The sequence below is a fragment of the Streptomyces diversicolor genome (genome assembly GCF_057537855.1).
Genome location: NZ_BAAJXA010000003.1, coordinates 371730 through 389735 on the forward strand (window position 1 = coordinate 371730; position 18006 = coordinate 389735).

Here is an 18006-nt window from a genome sequence, read left to right on the forward strand (position 1 = left end):
CTCTCAGCCCTTCACCAGCAGCCCGCGGCTGCGCAGCACCCACCGCTCAAGCGGACTGAAGATCAGCAGGTCGATGGCGATGCCGACGAACAGGATGAGCAGGATGGCCTCGAACACCATGGCCATGTCGCTGGCGTTGCGGCCGTTCTCCAGCAGCTGACCGAGGCCCACGCCGAGGTCCGGGAACGACGCGATGATCTCGGCGGCCATCAGCGAGCGCCAGGAGAACGCCCAGCCCTGCTTCATGCCGGCCACATAGCCGGGGAGCGCGGCGGGCAGCGTGATGTGCCAGGTGCCCTTCAGACCCGTCGCGCCCATCGTGCGGCCCGCGCGCAGGAACAGCGGCGGCACCTGGTCCACGCCGGACACCAGCCCGTTGGCGATGGACGGGACCGCGCCGAGCAGGATCACCGCGTACATCATCGAGTTGTTCAGGCCCAGCCAGATCACGGCCGGCGGCACCCACGCCACCGACGGCAGCGACTGGAGCCCGGACAGGATCGGACCGATGGCCGCGCGCACGAACCGCACCCGCGCCACCAGCAGTCCGAGCGGGGTGCCGATGAGCAGCGCGAAGCAGAAGCCGAGCAGACCCCGCGAGACGCTGGTCCAGATGTAGTCCAGCAGCGTGCCCTGCAGCCAGGCGTTCTGGATCTCGTGCCACACCGCCGTCGGGGAGGGCAGCTTGGTGGGGTCGTCGACGATGCCGAGGGATATCAGGCCCTGCCACACCAGCAGGACCACGGCGATCGCGGTGACCGGCGGCACGACCTTGTCGACGAGGGTCTTGCGCAGCGGTGTGCGGCCCGCGGTGGAGGTCTCCAGCGCGTCGAGGCCCGCCTCGATGCCGGGCAGTTCGGCGGAGTCCGCCGTCTTCGTCTCAGTGCTGGCCATGGCGGCGGATCTCCCCACGCAGTACTTCGGTGATCTCGACGGACAGTTCCGCCACGGGAGCGTCCTCGATGCGCCGCGGCTGCGGAATGCCGACGGTCCACTGCCGGGCCACCCGGCCCGGCCGGGAGGACAGCAGGACGACGCGCTGGGCGAGCCGTACGGCCTCGCGCACATTGTGCGTCACGAACAGCACGGACAGGCCGGTCTCGGCCCAGATGCGGGTCAGTTCGTCGTGCAGCACGTCCCGGGTGATGGCGTCGAGCGCCGCGAACGGCTCGTCCATCAGCAGCAGTTTGCTTTCCTGGGCGAGCGCGCGGGCCAGCGCCACACGCTGCCGCATACCGCCGGACAGTTCGTGCACGCGTTTGCCGTGCGCGCCCTTCAGACGGACGAGTTCGAGCAGTTCCTCGGCCCTGGTGCGGCGCTCGGCCTTGGCCAGGCCCCTCAGTCTGAGGGCGAGTTCGATGTTCTTGCCGGCGGTCAGCCAGGGGAAGAGGGCGTGCTCCTGGAACATCAGGGCCGGGCGGCCGTCCGTCGTGATCGCACCCGCGGTGGGCTCGTCCAGGCCCGCCACCAGGTTCAGCAGCGTGGACTTGCCGCAGCCGGAGGCCCCCAGGAGGGTGACGAACTCGCCCGGCGCGACATCGAGGCTGATGTCGTCCAGGACGAGCTGCTGCCCGCCCGGCCCCGCGAAGGACTTCGAGACATGCTCAAGGCGTGCCGCGTGCTCGACGGCCTCGGCGGCCTTGGCGTACGTCGTGGCCATGGTCGTCACCTCCTGGGAACTCGTCGGAGCGGGTCAGCTGGTGCCGAGGCCGGCGGCGTCGACGGGGCTCTCACCCGCGGCCTTGAGCACCTTGTTGAGGATCGTCAGGTCGTAGATGCCGGCCAGGTCGGGCTTGTCCAGCAGTCCGGCCTTGACCGCGTGCTCCGCCTCGGTGTCGAGCGTCGCGGCCAGCGGGTCGTCGGTGATCTGGATCGACTTCCACGCCGGGTCCAGCACCTCGGCCGGCAGCGCCTTGCCGGAGTCCCGCTCCAGCTGCTTGTTGGCCGCCGCCTTCGCCTCCTGTGGGTTCGCGTTGATCCACTTGTTGGTCTCGACGGACGCCTTCAGCACCGCCTCGACGGCCTTCGGGTGCTGAGCGAGGAACTTCTGCGACACGATGATGTTCGTGATCACGAACTTCTTGTCCGGCCACAGCGTGGCCTCGTCGAGCAGCACCTTGCCGCCCTCGGCGACCAGCTTCGACGCCGTCGGCTCCGGCACCCAGGCGCCGTCGATCGAGCCGGCCTTGAACGCGTCCGGGGTCACCTTGTTGTCGCTGCGGACGACCGTGACGTCGCCCTTGCCGCTCTGCGCGTCGACCTTCCAGCCCTGGTCCGCGATCCAGTTGAGGAACGCCACGTCCTGTGTGTTGCCGAGCTGAGGGGTGGCGATCCGCTTGCCCTTGACGTCCTTCAGGGAGGTGATCTTGTCCGGGTCGACCACGAGCTTCACCCCGCCCGAGGCCGAACCCCCGATGATCTTCAGGCTCTTGCCGTCGGACTTGGTGTAGCCGTTGATCGCCGGGGAGGGGCCGATCCAGCCGATGTCGAGGGAACCGGCGTTCAGCGCCTCGATCTCGGAGGGCCCGGCGTTGAAGGTGGCGTACTGCGCCTTGGTGGCCCCCAGCTCCTTCTGGAAGAAGCCCTTCTGGTTGCCGACCAGCGCGGTGGCGTGGGTCAGGTTCCCGAAGTAGCCGATCCGGACGGAGTCCAGGCCGTCGATCTTCTCGGCGCCCGCGGCGACCTTCTGGTCGGACGAGCTGTCCTTGGACTCGGAGCCGTAACCGCAGGCGGCGAGTGCGAGCAGGGGGAGCGCGGCGGCCACGGCGAGCCCGCGGCGGCGTGCGAAGGAGCGGTTGGCAGGCACGGGAGGTGTTCCTCTCGTTGGCCCGGCGGTCACGGTCTCTCAGGGCGTGGCCGGGAGTTCGGCAGGTCTTCGGTCAGGGGAGTGGGGGGTGAGGGCGCGCCGGCAGTGCGCGTACGTCAGCGCACACATCGCGCCACTCCGCCCTGCCCGCTGCCGAGGGCGCCGCTGCCGACACGGCCGCCCTCCTTGGCGAACGTCGAGAAGAAGTCCGTCGTGGTCATGGTCAGAAGTCCCAGCCGTCGTCCTCGTCGGCGTCCTTGACCGGCTCGGGCGCGGCGAAGGACTCGCCGACCATGCCGGCGGTGAGGGTCGTGCCGTCGCCCGGGTCGATCAGGATGAACGAGCCGGTGCGGCGCGAGTCGGCGTACGAGTCGAGCGGGAGCGGTTCGGCGGTGCGGATCTTGACCCGGCCGATGTCGTTGGCGACGAGCTGTCCCGGGTGCGGGTGCAGGGAGAGGTCGTCGAGGGTGAGCCGGGACGGGATGTCCTTGACGATCGCCTTGACGGTGCGGGTGCCGTGCCGGAGCAGCACCCGGTGGCCGACGGTCAGCGGCTGGTCGGCGACGTGGCAGACGGTCGCCTCGACGTCCTGTGTGGTGGCCGGGGCGTCCTTGCTGGGCACGATCAGGTCGCCGCGTGAGATGTCGATGTCGTCCTCCAGCAGGATCGTCACCGACTGGGTGGTCCAGGCCGTCTCGACCGGGGTGCCGAGCAGGTCGATGCCGCTGATCCTGGAGGTCAGGCCCGCGGGCAGGATCGTCACGTCGTCGCCGACGCGGAAGGTGCCGGCCGCGATCTGTCCGGCGTAGCCGCGGTAGTCGGGGTGCTCGGCGGTCTGCGGGCGGATGACGTACTGGACGGGCAGCCGGGCGTGGCAGTGCGCCAGGTCGTGGCTGACCGGGACGGTCTCCAGGTGCTCCAGGACGGTGGGGCCGCCGTACCAGTCCATGGTGGCCGAGGGCTCCACCACGTTGTCGCCGGCCAGCGCCGAGATCGGGATGGCGGTGACCTCCGGGACGCCCAGTTCCTTCGCGTACGCGGTGAACTCCTCGGCGATCGCGGCGAAGACGGGCTCGCGGTAGTCGACGAGGTCCATCTTGTTGACGGCGAGGACGACGTGGGGGACGCGGAGGAGGGCGGCGATCGCGGCGTGGCGGCGGGTCTGTTCGACGACGCCGTTGCGGGCGTCGACGAGGATGACGGTGAGTTCGGCGGTGGAGGCGCCGGTGACCATGTTGCGGGTGTACTGCACATGGCCGGGGGTGTCGGCGAGGATGAAGCGGCGGCGGGGGGTGGCGAAGTAGCGGTACGCCACGTCGATGGTGATGCCCTGTTCGCGTTCGGCGCGCAGTCCGTCGGTGAGCAGGGCGAGGTCGGGGGCGTCCTTGCCGCGGCTGAGGGAGGCGTGTTCGACGGCTTCGAGCTGGTCGGCGAGGACCGACTTGGAGTCGTGCAGCAGGCGGCCGACGAGGGTGGACTTGCCGTCGTCGACGGAGCCGGCGGTGGCGAACCGCAGCAGGGTGGTGGCTTGACGTTCCTCGGTGGTCGTCGTGGTCATCCTAGAAGTACCCCTCGCGCTTGCGGTCTTCCATCGCGGCTTCGGAGAGTTTGTCGTCGGCGCGGGTGGCGCCGCGCTCGGTGAGCCGGGAGGCGGCGATCTCGGCGATGACCTTGTCGATGGTGTCGGCGTCGGAGTCGACGGCACCGGTGCAGGACATGTCGCCGACGGTGCGGTAGCGGACCTGCCGTTTCTCCACCCGCTCGCCGTCCTTCGGCCCGCCCCACTCACCGGCCGTCAGCCACATGCCGTCGCGCTGGAAGACTTCGCGTTCGTGCGCGTAGTAGATCTGCGGCAGGCGGATGTTCTCGCGGGCGATGTACTGCCAGACGTCGAGTTCGGTCCAGTTGGACAGGGGGAAGACGCGGACGTGTTCGCCGGGTGCGTGCCGGCCGTTGTAGAGGTTCCAGAGTTCGGGGCGCTGGCGGCGGGGGTCCCACTGGGAGAAGGCGTCGCGCAGGGAGAAGACGCGCTCTTTGGCGCGGGCCTTTTCCTCGTCGCGGCGTCCGCCGCCGAAGACGGCGTCGAACTTCTGCTGCTGGATGGTCTCGGTGAGGGGGAGGGTCTGCAGGGGGTTGCGGGTGCCGTCGGGACGCTCTTTGAGCACACCGCGGTCGATGTAGTCCTGTACGGAGGCCACATGGAGGCGCAGGCCATGTGCGGCGGCCACATGGTCGCGGTAGGCGAGGACTTCGGGGAAGTTGTGTCCGGTGTCCACATGGAGGAGGGCGAAGGGCACGGGTGCGGGGGTGAAGGCTTTGAGGGCGAGGTGCAGCATGACGATGGAGTCCTTGCCGCCGGAGAAGAGGATCACCGGCCGTTCGAACTCGCCCGCGACCTCGCGGAAGATGTGCACCGCCTCGGACTCCAGGGCGTCCAGATGCGACAGCGCGTACGGCGTGCCCGTGCCCTCGCCGGCCTTCGCGACGGTCGTCATGCCAGTCCCCTCTCGCTGAGCAGGGCGTACACCGACGCCGCGGACTCCTGCACGCTCTGGTGCTGCGACTCGATCCGCAGATCGGGCGCCTCGGGCTCCTCGTACGGGTCGTCGACCCCCGTCAGGCCGGTCAGTTCGCCCGCCGCCTGCCGGGCGTACAGGCCCTTCACATCGCGCTCGGAGCACACCTCGACCGGGGTCGCCACATGCACCTCGACATACGACGTGCCGTTCTCCTCGTGACGCTTGCGGACCGCCTCGCGGCTGTCGGCGTAGGGCGCGATCACCGGGACGAGCGCCTTGACGCCGTTACGGGCCAGCAGTTCGGCGACGAAGCCGATGCGCTGCACATTGGTGTGCCGGTCCTCGCGGCTGAAGCCGAGCCCCGCCGAGATGAACTCGCGGATCTCGTCGCCGTCGAGCACCTCGACGAGGTGTCCCGCCGCGCGCAGCCGGCCGGCCAGTTCGTACGCGATGGTGGTCTTGCCGGCACTCGGCAGACCCGTGAGCCAGACGGTGGCTCCGGTCGTCACGTGCGTCTCCTGGGTCTCGGTGGTCGTCATTCGTGCAGCCCGCACTCGGTCTTGGCGCGTCCGGCCCAGCGGCCGGCGCGCGCGTCCTCGCCCGCGAGGACCCGGCGGGTGCAGGGCGCGCAGCCGATGGAGGCGTAGCCGTCCATCAGCAGCGGGTTGGTGAGTACGCCGTGCTCGGCGACGTACGCGTCCACGTCGTCCTGGGTCCAGCGGGCGATCGGGGAGACCTTGACCTTCTGCCGTTTCTCGTCCCAGCCGACGACCGGGGTGTTCGCCCGGGTCGGGGACTCGTCGCGGCGCAGCCCGGTCGCCCAGGCCAGATAGCCCTTCAGGCCCTCCTCCAGCGGCTGCACCTTGCGCAGCCGGCAGCACAGGTCGGGGTCGCGGTCGTGCAGTCTCGGGCCGTGCTCGGCGTCCTGTTCGGCGACCGACCGGCGCGGGGTGAGGGTGATGACGTTGACGTCCATCACCGCCTCGACCGCGTCCCGGGTGCCGATCGTCTCGGGGAAGTGGTAGCCGGTGTCGAGGAACACCACGTCGACGCCCTTCATGACCCGCGAGGCCAGATGGGCGACCACCGCGTCCTCCATGGAGGACGTCACACAGAAGCGGCGGCCGAACGTGTCCGCCGCCCACTGGAGGATCCGGAGCGCGGACGCGCTCTCCAGCTCATGCCCCGCCTGCTCGGCGAGCGCCCGCAACTCGTCACTCGTACGCTCTTGCTGAGCGGTCGTCATATGCGATCGTGCCCTCCGTCGTCGGCATGCCGAAGGCCGGCCGCGTCAGGGGCGTGCGCAGCAGAGCCGGGGCCGGCACTCCTGCTGACGCCCCGGGCGAGCAGCCCGAGGAACTTCAGCTGGAAGGCGCGGTTGCACGCCGCGCATTCCCAGGCGCCGTGGCTCTGCTCGCTGGGACGCAGATCCTCGTCGCCGCAGTACGGGCAGTAGAAGGGGGCGGCCCGCTCGCTCATGACAGGGCCTCCTCGTCGGCGCGGGCGGCCCAGGCGGCGAACCGCTCGCCGTCCTCGCGTTCGGCCGCGAAGCGCTTGAGGACCCGCTCCACATAGTCCGGCAGTTCCTCGGAGGTCACCTTGAGGCCGCGCACCTTGCGGCCGAACCCGGCCTCCAGGCCGAGCGCGCCGCCCAGATGCACCTGGAAGCCCTCGACCTGGTTGCCGTCGGCGTCGAGGACCAGCTGGCCCTTGAGACCGATGTCCGCGACCTGGATGCGGGCGCACGCGTTCGGGCAGCCGTTCAGATTGATGGTGATCGGCTCGTCGAAGTCGGGGAGACGGCGCTCCAGTTCGTCGATGAGCGCGCTGCCGCGCGCCTTGGTCTCGACGATCGCCAGCTTGCAGTACTCGATGCCGGTGCAGGCCATGGTGCCGCGCCGGAACGGAGACGGGCGCACCGTGAGGTCCAGCGACTCCAGGCCCGCGACCAGCGAGTCGACCTGCTCCTCGGTGACGTCCAGCACGATCATCTTCTGCTCGACGGTGGTCCGCACCCGGCCCGAGCCGTGCGCCTCGGCGAGGTCGGCGATCTTGGCCAGCGTGGCGCCGTCCACCCGGCCGACCCGCGGGGCGAAGCCGACGTAGAACCGGCCGTCCCGCTGCCGGTGCACCCCGACGTGGTCGCGCCAGCGCTCCACGGGCTGGGCGGGCGCGGGGCCGTCGGTCAACCGCCGCTTCAGGTACTCGTCCTCCAGCACCCGCCGGAACTTCTCCGCGCCCCAGTCGGCGACCAGGAACTTCAGCCGTGCCCTCGTGCGCAGGCGCCGGTAGCCGTAGTCACGGAAGATCGACAGGACGCCCTCGAAGACGTCCGGGACCTCGTCGAGCGGGACCCAGGCGCCCAGCCGCTGCCCGATCTTCGGGTTGGTGGACAGTCCGCCGCCGACCCACAGGTCGAAGCCGGGTCCGTGCTCGGGGTGTTCGACGCCGACGAACGCGACGTCGTTGATCTCGTGCGCCACGTCGAGCAGCGGCGAACCGGAGATCGCGGTCTTGAACTTGCGGGGCAGGTTCGAGAAGGCCGGGTTGCCGATGACCCGGCGGTGGATCTCCTCGATGGCCGGGGTGCCGTCGATGATCTCGTCCTCGGCGATGCCGGCGACGGGCGAGCCGATGATGACGCGGGGCGTGTCACCGCAGGCCTCGGTGGTGGACAGCCCGACGGCCTCCAGGCGGTTCCAGATCGCGGGGACGTCCTCGATCCGGATCCAGTGCAGCTGGACGTTCTGCCGGTCGGTGATGTCCGCGGTGCCCCGCGCGAACTCCTGTGAGATCTCGCCGATGACCCGCAGTTGCCGGGTGGTGAGGCGTCCGCCGTCGATCCGCACCCGGAGCATGAAGTAGGAGTCGTCCAGCTCCTCCGGCTCCAGGATCGCGGTCTTGCCGCCGTCGATCCCTGGGCGGCGCTGGGTGTACAGACCCCACCAGCGCATCCGGCCGCGCAGGTCGTTGGGGTCGATCGAGTCGAAACCGCGCTTCGCATAGATCGTCTCAATGCGCGTCCGCACATTGAGACCGTCGTCGTCCTTCTTGAACTGTTCGTTGCCGTTGAGCGGGGTGAAGTGCCCCGCGGCCCACTGACCCTCTCCGCGGTGACGGCTCACCTTGCGGCGGGGCGCGGAGGCAGCAGGGTTCGGCGGAGTGGCGGCCATGGTGAGTACGTCCTTCGGGACAGGCGGAAACGGCTCTGACCTGCGCTGCGGGCGCGTAGCGGCATGCGTGCGCATCATTGCGCACGAAGCGGGGGAAAGCGGGGGATCTCGGCTTCGCTGGGGCGCTCAGCTCGCCGGACAGATGGCGCTGGACATGCGGCCGAGGTCGACGTGCCGCCGACTCACCAAGGCGATTCCAGTTCCAGACATGACGGAAGCGTGTCACGGCGTTCTGGACACAGTCCAGCTTCGTCCGTCATGCGGACACCCTGGTCCCGACATGCGAGACGAGGGTGTCATCGGTCACACGTTCCGCGGGGACCCTTGTCGACGCAGGTCAGACAGGGTAGGCGCCGGGCCAGGGCCCGGGTGTGGGGACCTCCCGTTCCTCCTCGACCTTGGTGTCGAACAGCCGGAACCCGCGGCGCAGATAGTTGTCCATCGCGTACGCCCCGTCCTTGCTGCACGTGTGCAGCCACACCCGCTTCGTCGGGGCCCGCCCGGGCCAGCGCTCGGCGAGGTCCCAGGCCCGGCCCGCGCCGTACGACAGCAGATGGCCGCCGATCCCGCGCCCCCGGAACGCCGGGATCAGCCCGAAGTAGCCGATCTCCACGACACCGTCGTCCTGCGGGTCCAGCTCCACATAGCCGGCCGGCGTGCCCCGGTCCAGGGCGACCCAGGTCTCCACGCCCGGCCGGTCCAGGTGCTCCAGCCAGCGGGCGTGGCTCCAGCCGAGCCGGTCGGTCCAGCGGATGTCACCGCCGACCGAGGCGTACAGGAAGCGGCTGAACTCGGGGGAGGGGACCTCGGCTCGGACGATCCCGACATCGCCTTCGGGCGCGGCGGCGGGCAGCAGATCGGCCGGGGAGGTCTGTTCCAGGGACCAGGTGGTGACGGTGACGGTGCTCATGCGGGTCAGCGAATCATCTAACCCAGGGACCTGTCGATGGAGGTCAGCGGGACGGCGAAGAGCATCCGGTCGGTCACCGACCACACCTCGCCGGTCGGCTGGGCGTAGGACAGCGACCCGGCGTGCTCCGCCCAGCAGTGGTGCGCCGCGTCCGAGCCGCAGCGCGCCGCGCGCGCCCCCTCGGTGTCCTGGCGCCACAGGCTGCCGTGTCCGTCCAGGTCGCCCGGCGGGTGCCCGAGGTACCAGGCGGTGCGGGCCGCGCCCGGCGGCCGGTGGGACAGCACCCCGCGGATGCCGGCGGCCCGGGTCGTGTACGCCTCCACCGCGTCCGCGCGGCCCGCGGCATCGGTGGCGAGCAGTCCGCTGCGGGCCGGGTCGGAACTGAACGAGTAGCGCCACAGCCGGGCCCGCCGGTCGCTGCCGGCCGCGGTCTCCTCGCCGACGACCAGGCTGTCCGGCGCCGTGCCGCGGTCCAGGGAGATCGTGCCCGGACACGGGGAGCCGGTCGCGGTGCACCGCCCCGCCGGGTAGCGGTAGGCGGCGACGGCGGGCATCACATACCGGTGGCCGTCGGCCGACCAGCCGCCCGGTACGCGCCCGATCGCCGTGCCGTCGACCGTGGTGCGCTGGATCCGGTTCACGTCGTACACGTAGAGCGCTTCGGTGCTGTCGTCGTCCGTGGTGACCAGCAGCTTGTTCTGGTACCAGACCATGCCGGAGACCGGCGAGGACAGGCCGCGGTAGTCGCGACCGTCGGCGGTGGGGACCACGAGGAGCACCCAGCGGTAGGCGGGCCGTGCCCGCTCGTCGGCGTCCACGAACGCGACCCGGGCCAGGCCCCGTTCGGCGGCCGGCCCGTCCGTGGTGCTGTGCGTCGCGCCGGCGAGCAGCACGCGGTGCCGGCCCCACAGCCCGTCGTCGTCCGCGTCCGCCGAGGTGGTCACCGAGGCGGCCCGCCAGTCCGGCACGGCGGTGTCGGCGGCGTCCCAGCAGTACGCGCGCCGGGGTGCCGGCGCGACCGGCAGCGCGTCCCGCGCGCCGGCCGGGCACTCGGCCGCGGTGCGCAGCGTGCGGTCGGCGCTCCTGAGGACGGCGTCGACACCGACCGGACGGCCCATCGCCGAGGCCAGCCGGTCCAGGGTCCGGCGCGGCACCTGGCGCTCCTGGAGCCGCAGCTTCGCGGTGTCGGCGGAGGCCAGCGGCTTGAGCGCGCCCGGGTCGTCGGCGACCGTGGCCTGCGAGGCGCTGATCAGGGTGGCGGCCGCGGTGAGGGCGAGCGCGGCCCCGGCCAGGGCGGCGCGCAGCGCCTGACCCCGCCTGCGCCGGCGATGTCTGCCGCGATGCTTCATAGTTCCTCCCGAGGCGGGCCAACTGCGCCTGATGGTCCGTACGTTGACCAAGGAGCAGGTGGGGAGCCCGTAGGGGGATGCTACGGCAGGAGCGGGCCGCGGCGGCCGAAGACCCTGCAAATATGCGGAAGATACCGCCGGATGTGCCGAATCGGATGCGCCGCATATGCCACCGGCCGTACCCTTCTGATAGGTCTCATCGGGCTCATCGCTTTCACCGCCCGCGTGCCGCCGTGACCGCCGGGGCCGTCGAGTGCGGCAGCAGGTCGTGGCCGCGGTCAGGGAGCAGCATCTCGACCTCGGCGTCCTCGCAGAAACGATACGGCCGATGGCACAGGAGCGCCCCGAGATAGCGCCGTATCCGCGACAGCTCCGCGCGCACCGTCACCGTGCGGGACGGATCGCCGAACACGTCCTCGGCCAGGTCCGCCGCGCTGCGCCCGTCCCGGTGCACGGCCAGCAGATACAGCAACTCGGCGTGCCGCAGACTCAGTTCCCGCGACCAGGAGGCCGCACCCGCGGACACCGTCACCGACCGGCGGTGCGGCCGCGCCAGATCCAGCACCACCCGGGTCGCGGTGGGAGACGGCCGCCCGTCGACCGCGCGCACCAGCCAGCCACCCGCCAGCGGCTCCACCGAGCAGGCGCCGAGCCCCGGCAGCCAGCGCCGCCCCGCCGTCAGCGACTTGGGCAGCGCCACCCGCCGGGTGTACGGCATCCCCGTGACCGCCGCCGTCCAGCCGTTCCCGTCCACCACCAGGGCCCGCTCCGCCAGCCGCGCGAGCACCGGCGCCGCCACCGCGCGCAGCCGCTCCAGCGACCCGTGATGCTGCTCGCGCAGCCGTGCCTCGGCCAGCTTCGCCACCGAGGCGACCCATGCCAGCGTGGCCGGGTGCATGGTCTCCAGCGGGCCGCTGACGTCCACCACACCGAGCGGCCGGCCGTCGCGCGGATCGATGATCGGGGCGCCCGCACAGGTCCAGGAGGCGTGCGTGCGCACGAAGTGCTCGGCGCCGAACACCTGGACCGGCCGGCCCACCACCGCCGGGGTGCCCACGCCGTTGGTGCCGACGACGTCCTCCCGCCAGTCGGCACCCAGGTCGAAGCCGAGGCCGTCGGCCTTGCGCAGCACCGACGCGGACCCCTCGCGCCACAGCACCCGGCCGTCCGCGTCCGCCACCACCATGATGTGCTGGGCGGTGTCCACGGCCGAGAGCAGCCCCTCGCGCAGCACCGGCAGGATCTGCGCGAGCGGCGAGCCCTCCCGGCGGCACCGCACCTCGTCGGCGCTGAGCGGCTCCGGCTTGAAACCGCGATCCGGGTCGACGCCGCCGCGCAGCATCCGCCCCCAGGACTGCTCGATCACCGGACGGGGCGCGAGCCGCGCACGCCGGCCCGTCAGCGTGGCCTCGCGCACCTCGCTGAGTAAGCGCGCGGCCTGCGCGGCGTCCAAGGCGGCGAGCTGGGTCACATTCATCGGCGGGTTCGCCACTGGGATCCTCCCCGCGAGCGTCGAGCGGTCGTCGGCAGGTCACCCGGTCGTTCGTTTCCGGTCCGACTGCCGTTTCCCATACTGCCGGTTCGCCCGTGCCGGAGGCATACACTCCGCGCACAGCCGCCGACAAGTTGCAACCCCCTGCAACCCTGGTGGACGGCCCGAAGGTGAACAAAACTTGAGGTGCGTCGCCCAGAGTGGCGCTCGCGGCCCGAGACGGGCCCGAGACGGGGGTGGTGCCGTGTCGGCGCAGCACCACCCCCGCGATGCGTGCCCGCCGCTCAGGACGACGGCCGCGCCCGGTCCACCACCGACGCCAGGTCCAGCGAGGGCGGCAGGGTCCCGAAGGCGGAGCCCCAGTCGCCGCCCAGCCGCGACGCGCAGAACGTGTCCGCGACCTCGGGCGGCGCGTACCGGACCAGCAGCGACCCCTGGAGCACCAGCGCCATCCGCTCCACCAGCCGCCGCGCCCGGCCCTCCACGCTCTCCAGGTCGCCCAGTTCGGTCAGCAGGGCCTTCACCGCCCCGTCCAGCCGATGGTCCGCGCCGCGCGCCCGGCCGACCTCCAGCAGGAAGGCGTCCAGCGCCTGCGGTTCGCGGCGCAGCGCCCGCAGCACGTCCAGCGCCTGCACGTTCCCGGCGCCCTCCCACACGGAGTTGAGCGGCGACTCGCGCACCAGCCGGGGCAGCCCCGACTCCTCGACATAGCCGTTGCCGCCCAGGCACTCGGCCGCCTCCACCACCACCGGCGCACAGCGCTTGGTCACCCAGTACTTGGCGGCCGGCACCGCGAGCCGCAGCAGCGCCCGCTCCCGCTCGCCCCCGTCGTCACAGGCGGCGGCCAGCCGCAGCCCGAGCGCCGTCGCGGCCTCCGACTCCAGGGCGAGGTCGGCCAGCACATTGCGCATCAGCGGCTTGTCGACCAGCTTGCCGCCGAACGCCTCGCGGTGCTCGCAGTGGTGCACCGCCTGGGCCACCGCCTGCCGCATCAGCCCCGCCGAGCCCAGCACGCAGTCGATCCGGGTCGCGGCGACCATCTCGATGATCGTCGCCACCCCGCGCCCCTCCTCGCCCACCCGGCGCGCCCAGGTCCCCGCGAACTCGACCTCCGCGGACGCGTTCGAGCGGTTGCCCAGCTTGTCCTTGAGGCGCTGGAGGAGGAAGACGTTGCGGCTGCCGTCGGCCAGCACCCGCGGCACGAGGAAGCAGGTCGGACCCTGCGGGGCCTGCGCCAGCACCAGGAAGGCGTCGGACATGGGCGCCGAGCAGAACCACTTGTGCCCGGTCAGCTCGTACGTCCCGGCCTCGGCGAGCGGCCGGGCCCGTGTCGTGTTGGCCCGTACGTCGCTGCCGCCCTGCTTCTCGGTCATGCCCATGCCGAAGACGGCGCCCGGTTTCTCCCCGGCCGGCCGCAGCTCCCGCTCGTAGACCGTGGACGTCAGCCGGGGCTCCCACTCCGCCGCGAGCGCGGGATCGGCGCGCAGCGCGGGCACCGCGGCATGGGTCATGGACAGCGGACAGCAGGTGCCGGCCTCCGCCTGGGTCCAGACCAGGAACCCGGCGGCCCGCCGCACATGCCCGGCCGGACGGACCCAGGCCGTGGTCAGCCCCGCCGAGATCCCCTTGCCCAGCAGCCGGTGCCAGGCCGGGTGGAAGTCGACCTCGTCGATCCGGTGGCCGTAGCGGTCGTGCGTGCGCAGCCGCGGCGGGTTCTCGTTCGCCTGCGCCGCCCACTCCTGCACCTGGACCGAGCCGGCGGACCGGCCGAGCGCGGACAGTTCGGCGCGCACCTCGTCGAGCAGGGCGGGGTCGGTGTGCCGCTCGACCGCCTCCGCGAGGGCGCGGTCCGCGGTGAACAGGTCGTAGCCGACCAGCGGGGGAGGCTGGTTCGTCACGGTGTGGGTGGTGATGCCTGCCATGTCTGCGAACCTATCCGGGACGACGGCGGAGGGCACCACAGTGACACAAGGGCGGAGCCGGACGCCCTGCCCGGCCGTCGCCCGCCCCGGCCGCACCCCCGGAAGGTGAGGGCGGCACGGCGCGGCGGATACCTTTGGGTCGTGCAGCCAGCAAGTGAGATCCCCGAGCGGCCTTCTGGGCGCCTCCACCGGGCACGCGCCCTCTACCGGAACGTCTCCAAGCGGAGGACCGCCTGGCTGCTGCTCAAGGACACCGTCAACTCGTGCCTGGAGTACCGCATCCTGGGCCTGGCGGCCGAGGCGGCGTTCTTCACACTGCTGTCGGTGCCCCCGCTGCTGCTGAGCCTGATCGGACTGCTCGGCTACGTCGACGACTGGACCGGCGCCGACACCATCCAGAGCCTGGAGACCAATCTGCTGGACGCCTCCCGCACGGTCCTGTCGGACAAGGGCGTCAAGGAGATCGCCGAGCCGATCCTGCACGACGTGATGCGGGGCGGGCGGCCCGACGTCATCTCCATCGGCTTCCTGTTCGCGCTGTGGTCCGGCTCCCGCGCGGTGAACGTCTTCATCGACACCATCACCGTGATGTACGGCCTCGACGGCGTCCGGGGCATCGTCCGTACCCGGCTGATGGCGTTCCTGCTGTTCATCGTCGCGCTGCTGATCGGCTCGGTGGCGCTGCCGCTGATGGTGGCGGGGCCGGACGCGGTGGTGCGGATCGTGCCCTGGTCGGAGACGGTGGTGCAGGTCCTGTACTGGCCCGTCGTGATCGTGCTGTCGATCGCCTTCCTGACCACGCTGTACCACGTCTCCGTGCCGGTGCGCTCGCCGTGGATCGAGGACGTGCCCGGGGCGCTGGTGGCCCTCGCGATGTGGGTCCTCGGCAGCTTCCTGCTCCGCATCTATCTGACGCACACGATCGAGGGCGCCACCATCTACGGCTCCCTGGCCGCCGCGGTGGCGGTCCTGCTGTGGGTCGGGGTGTCGGCGTTCGCGGTGCTCGTCGGCGCCGCCGTGAACGCCGCGATCGACCGGGTCTGGCCGGCCGCCGCCACGGCCGCGGCCCGCGCCGCCAACGAGCGCCAGCGCGAGGCCCAGGTCGCCGAGTACGTGGCCCGGGCCGCCGCCGTCCGGGACCCCGACGACCCGGACGACCCCGACATGCCGTCCGAGTTCCCCGAACGCTGGTCCCGCTTCCTGCCCCCGGAAGACGTGACCGCACGGCTGCGTACCCACCCCAAGCACACCCCCCACCCCAAACCGACCGAGCCCACCTCCCCCCAGGACAAGTAGCACGCCCCCACACCGTGGACCCCAGCCCCGGAGGGCTCTGCGGCCGGGGGCCGGGGAGCCCCCGTGGCTGAGGTCGCCCCGGGTCCGGCGGTGTCGTCGGCGGTGCGCTGTTGGGGCCGCGGTTCCGGTGTTGCGGGCCGGTTCTGGATGCTTCCGCGACGGGGGCCGGGGATGCGGTGCGGCTGGGGTTTGCCCCGGGTCCGGCGGTGTCGTCGGTGGGGCGCTGTTCGGGGCCGGTCCGGGTGTCGATGAGCGGCCTCGGGCCCCCGCGACCGGGGGCCGCGACCGCTGGATGTCCTCGTGGCCGGGGCTCGGCCGGGATGGTCCTGGGACTGGGAGGGCGGCGCGTGGCCGGGTGTGCCGGCGGCGGTGGCCCCTTTCCGGGAGCGGGGCCGGCGGCGGGCGCCGGGCGGTCTACGGACACCCCGTCGCCACCGGCACGCCGCGTCAACTCCCCTGTGCCGAGGGCGGACAGCCGGTGTCGCCCGGCCGGCCGAGCGGCGCGTCTACGCTGGGCCCATGGACGCACTCGCCGGACTGCTGGAGGGCCCACGCGCGCGAGGTGCCTTTATGATCCGCGCGTGCTTCGACCCGCCGTGGGCCGTGCGGGTGGCCGACCGGGCGCCGCTGACGGTGATGCTGATGGTCCGCGGCGACGCCTGGATCACCCCGGACACCGGCGAGCCCGTGCGGCTGCGCGCCGGGGACCTGGCCATCGCCCGCGGCCCGGCCCCGTACACCTGCGCCGACGACCCGGACACCCCGCCACAGGCGCTGATCCTGCCGGGCGGCGAGTGCCACTACCCCGACGGGACCTCCCTCCAGGGCTCCATGGACCTCGGCGTCCGCACCTGGGGCGACCGCGTCGACGGGGCCGCGGTGATGCTGATCGGCACCTACCCGGTGCTCGGCGAGATCGGCGCCCGGCTGCCGGCCGCGCTGCCGCCGCTGCTCACCCTCACCGCCGACGTGTGGGAGTGCCCGCTCACCCCCTTCCTCGCACAGGAGATCGTGCGCGACGAACCGGGCCAGGAGGTCGTCCTGGACCGGCTGCTCGACCTGCTGGTCATCGCCGCGCTGCGGGCCTGGTTCGCCCGCCCGGACGCCGCGGCCCCGGCCTGGTACCGGGCGCTCGCCGACCCGGTCGTCGGCCGCGCCCTGCGGCTGCTCCAGGACGAACCGGCCCACCCCTGGACGGTCGCGTCGCTCGCCGCCAAGACCGGGGTGTCCCGGGCGGCGCTCGCCCGCCGCTTCACGGACCTGGTCGGCGAGCCCCCGATGTCCTACCTCACCGGCTGGCGGCTCGCCCTCGCCTCCGACCTGCTGCGCGACACCGACGACACCCTCGCCGCCATCGCCCGCAAGGTCGGTTACGGCAGCTCGTTCGCCCTGTCCACCGCCTTCAAACGGGTCTACGGGGTCAGCCCGCAGGCGCACCGGGAGCGGCCGGCGTAGCCTGACCGGCGTGTACGAGGAACGGGCGTCACGGCTGACCGGCGCGGTGGTGTGGCACATCGCCCCGGACGGCGCCGCCGGCCGGCCCGTGCTGCCGGACGGCTGCATGGACCTGCTGTGGAACGAGGGCCGGCTGCTGGTCGCCGGCCCGGACACCCGTGCGTACACCTCCCAGGGCCCGGCCCGCCGCTGGGCCGGCCTCCGCTTCCGGCCGGGCACCGCGCCCGCGTTCTTCGGCGTGCCCGCACACGAACTGCGCGACCAGCGGGTGGAGTTGGCCGACCTGTGGCCCGCCGCGCGGGTGCGCGGCCTGGCCGCCCGCGTCGACGCGGCGGCCGACCCGGTGACGGCGCTTGAGGACATCGCCCTGGAGCGGGCGGCGGACCTGGCGCCCCCCGAGCGCTGGGTGACCCGTCTGGTCGAGGCGCTGGAAGCGGGCCGCCCGGTGGCCGCCACCGCCGACGAACTCGGTGTCGGCGCCCGCCAGTTGCACCGCCGCAGCCGCAACGCCTTCGGCTACGGCCCGAAGACGCTGGCCCGTGTGCTGCGTCTGCAACGGGCCCTGCGGCTGGCCCGGTCCGGGGTGCCGCCGGCCGAGACCGCGATCCGGGCCGGCTACGCCGACCAGCCCCATCTGTCCCGGGACGTACGGGAGTTGGCGGGGATGCCGCTGGGGCGGCTACTCGGCGGCGGGTAGCGGCGCGAACAGGTCGACGCCGTTGCCGTCGGGATCGTGCACGGTGGCGTACCGCTGCCCCCACAAGGCGTCCCACGGCTTCAGCTCGCCGTGGTAGCCGGCGTCCACCAGGTCCTGGTACACGGCGTCCACCTCGGCCGGCGAGCCGCACCGGAAGGCGAGCGCGACCCGGCCCCCACCGGCCGGCGGGCGCCATCCGGGGTGGAAGGAGCGGATCGTCTCCTCGGTGTCCAGGGCCAAGGTCGACCCGCCGGGCAGCTCCGCCTCGACATGCGGCTGCTCCTCGGCTCCCGCGGGGAAGTCCAGGCCGAGGCGGCGGTAGAAGGCGAGCGAGGCGGCGAGGTCGGAGGCGACCACGCCGATCACGGCGAATCGTGGAGTCATGCC

At 72.4% G+C, this 18006-nt stretch carries 18 protein-coding genes; 3 read left to right on the forward strand and 15 right to left on the reverse strand.

Features of this window, described 5'->3' with window-relative positions; genetic code table 11:
* Window positions 1–3: 3 nt before the first annotated feature.
* The 14 genes from AC27LF_RS05310 to AC27LF_RS05375 all read right to left on the reverse strand — a co-directional run bounded on the left by AC27LF_RS05310 (window position 4) and on the right by AC27LF_RS05375 (window position 14171).
* The gene (locus tag AC27LF_RS05310; RefSeq protein WP_479662115.1) at window positions 4–894 is read right to left on the reverse strand and encodes an ABC transporter permease; all 891 of its coding nucleotides are present in this window, start codon (window positions 892–894) and stop codon (window positions 4–6) included.
* A complete protein-coding gene (locus tag AC27LF_RS05315; RefSeq protein ID WP_479662116.1) occupies window positions 881–1660 on the reverse strand; it encodes an ABC transporter ATP-binding protein in 780 nt (259 codons plus the stop codon). Before AC27LF_RS05315 ends, AC27LF_RS05310 begins: the two co-directional genes overlap by 14 nt.
* A gap of 33 nt (window positions 1661–1693) precedes the next feature.
* Complete coding sequence (locus AC27LF_RS05320; RefSeq protein ID WP_479662117.1) at window positions 1694–2806, reverse strand: aliphatic sulfonate ABC transporter substrate-binding protein; 1113 nt, start codon at window positions 2804–2806, stop codon at window positions 1694–1696.
* Window positions 2807–3029: 223 nt separating this feature from the next.
* On the reverse strand, window positions 3030–4364 hold the full coding sequence (locus tag AC27LF_RS05325) for a sulfate adenylyltransferase subunit 1 (protein WP_479662118.1): 1335 nt from the start codon (window positions 4362–4364) through the stop codon (window positions 3030–3032).
* Window position 4365: 1 nt separating this feature from the next.
* Complete coding sequence (gene cysD, locus AC27LF_RS05330; protein ID WP_479662119.1) at window positions 4366–5301, reverse strand: sulfate adenylyltransferase subunit CysD; 936 nt, start codon at window positions 5299–5301, stop codon at window positions 4366–4368.
* Window positions 5298–5834, reverse strand: coding sequence for an adenylyl-sulfate kinase (gene cysC, locus AC27LF_RS05335; RefSeq protein WP_479662129.1), 537 nt, complete (start codon window positions 5832–5834; stop codon window positions 5298–5300). The genes cysD and cysC overlap by 4 nt, the downstream gene beginning before the upstream one ends.
* Window positions 5835–5860: 26 nt before the next feature.
* A complete protein-coding gene (locus tag AC27LF_RS05340; protein ID WP_479662120.1) occupies window positions 5861–6571 on the reverse strand; it encodes a phosphoadenylyl-sulfate reductase in 711 nt (236 codons plus the stop codon).
* Window positions 6568–6804: a hypothetical protein gene (locus tag AC27LF_RS05345; RefSeq protein WP_479662131.1), complete on the reverse strand. Its 237-nt coding sequence runs from the start codon at window positions 6802–6804 to the stop codon at window positions 6568–6570. The genes AC27LF_RS05340 and AC27LF_RS05345 overlap by 4 nt, the downstream gene beginning before the upstream one ends.
* Window positions 6801–8498 carry a nitrite/sulfite reductase gene (locus AC27LF_RS05350; RefSeq protein WP_479662121.1) on the reverse strand — a complete coding sequence of 566 codons (1698 nt, stop codon included), beginning with the start codon at window positions 8496–8498 and terminating at the stop codon, window positions 6801–6803. The genes AC27LF_RS05345 and AC27LF_RS05350 overlap by 4 nt, the downstream gene beginning before the upstream one ends.
* Before the next feature lie 126 nt (window positions 8499–8624).
* Window positions 8625–8708: a putative leader peptide gene (locus tag AC27LF_RS05355; RefSeq protein ID WP_309486338.1), complete on the reverse strand. Its 84-nt coding sequence runs from the start codon at window positions 8706–8708 to the stop codon at window positions 8625–8627.
* Window positions 8709–8835: 127 nt separating this feature from the next.
* Window positions 8836–9408 (reverse strand): GNAT family N-acetyltransferase, encoded by a 573-nt coding sequence (locus AC27LF_RS05360; protein ID WP_479662122.1) that lies wholly within the window; start codon window positions 9406–9408, stop codon window positions 8836–8838.
* A gap of 17 nt (window positions 9409–9425) precedes the next feature.
* Window positions 9426–10757 (reverse strand): hypothetical protein, encoded by a 1332-nt coding sequence (locus AC27LF_RS05365; protein WP_479662123.1) that lies wholly within the window; start codon window positions 10755–10757, stop codon window positions 9426–9428.
* Between the two features lie 214 nt (window positions 10758–10971).
* Complete coding sequence (locus AC27LF_RS05370; RefSeq protein WP_479662130.1) at window positions 10972–12234, reverse strand: GAF domain-containing protein; 1263 nt, start codon at window positions 12232–12234, stop codon at window positions 10972–10974.
* Window positions 12235–12533: 299 nt separating this feature from the next.
* Complete coding sequence (locus AC27LF_RS05375) at window positions 12534–14171, reverse strand: acyl-CoA dehydrogenase family protein (RefSeq protein WP_479662124.1); 1638 nt, start codon at window positions 14169–14171, stop codon at window positions 12534–12536.
* Between the two features lie 141 nt (window positions 14172–14312).
* On the opposite strand from AC27LF_RS05375, the gene AC27LF_RS05380 reads away from it, so the two are divergent.
* The 3 genes from AC27LF_RS05380 to AC27LF_RS05390 all read left to right on the forward strand — a co-directional run bounded on the left by AC27LF_RS05380 (window position 14313) and on the right by AC27LF_RS05390 (window position 17619).
* Window positions 14313–15467 (forward strand): YihY/virulence factor BrkB family protein, encoded by a 1155-nt coding sequence (locus AC27LF_RS05380; RefSeq protein WP_479662125.1) that lies wholly within the window; start codon window positions 14313–14315, stop codon window positions 15465–15467.
* Between the two features lie 519 nt (window positions 15468–15986).
* Complete coding sequence (locus AC27LF_RS05385) at window positions 15987–16922, forward strand: AraC family transcriptional regulator (protein ID WP_479662126.1); 936 nt, start codon at window positions 15987–15989, stop codon at window positions 16920–16922.
* Window positions 16923–16932: 10 nt separating this feature from the next.
* Complete coding sequence (locus AC27LF_RS05390) at window positions 16933–17619, forward strand: helix-turn-helix domain-containing protein (RefSeq protein WP_479662127.1); 687 nt, start codon at window positions 16933–16935, stop codon at window positions 17617–17619.
* On the opposite strand, the gene AC27LF_RS05395 is transcribed toward AC27LF_RS05390, so the two are convergent.
* Window positions 17602–18003: a VOC family protein gene (locus AC27LF_RS05395; protein WP_479664818.1), complete on the reverse strand. Its 402-nt coding sequence runs from the start codon at window positions 18001–18003 to the stop codon at window positions 17602–17604. The genes AC27LF_RS05390 and AC27LF_RS05395 overlap by 18 nt on opposite strands.
* Window positions 18004–18006 lie beyond the last annotated feature (3 nt).